Source organism: Peribacillus sp. P4_C12, assembly GCF_056402095.1.
In genome coordinates this window covers 1-673 of sequence record NZ_JBFUIB010001106.1, presented here as the reverse complement: position 1 = coordinate 673, position 673 = coordinate 1, and the positions used below count along the sequence as shown (strand labels likewise).

Genomic DNA, 673 nt, shown 5'->3' with positions numbered 1-673 from the left:
GGTCTTTTTTCAATTTCAAGGGTTTAGCTTTAGCTTCGTATTGGCTATTATGCTTTTGGAGTCATGTTGACAATAATATGAAAGTGATGCTGGATCTTACTAGAATTTTTTTACCGAATTAGTCAATGAAAAAGGGCTGTGACATATTTGTCATGGGAAAAATAAAAAGAGGTGTTCATCATGAGTACAAACAATAAAGGGAATCCTTGGGCTTTAGTCCCATTTGTCGTTTTTTTAATTTTATTTATAGGTTCCGGGGTTATTACAAGAGATTTTTATTCATTTCCGGTGATTGTGGCGATTGCGATTGCATCAGCGGCTGCATTGGCAATGAATCGAAAAGAGTCATTCAATCAAAAAGTTGAAATCTTTTGTAAAGGTTCCGGGGACTCCAATATTATGTTAATGGTTATCATTTTCCTTTTGGCCGGTGCTTTTTCAGAAGTGGCGAATGGAATGGGTGCGGTAGAATCAACGGTGAATCTTGCGTTATCGGTTTTTCCGCAAAATCTATTAATGGTAGGTATTTTCATTATCGCTTGTTTTATTTCTCTATCTATGGGGACAAGCATGGGAACAATCGTAGCGCTAGCGCCTATAGGTGTAGGAATTAGTGAACAAACCGATATTTCGCTTGCCCTTTCAATGGCCGCCGTTATCGGTGGTGCGATGT

Annotated in this window: 1 protein-coding gene; it reads left to right on the top strand. The window is 38.5% G+C overall.

Annotated features, from left to right (window positions below):
- Positions 1-180: 180 nt before the first annotated feature.
- On the top strand, positions 181-673 hold a 493-nt coding region (locus tag AC1DUW_RS31610; RefSeq protein WP_477644547.1), incomplete at its 3' end, for a Na+/H+ antiporter NhaC family protein.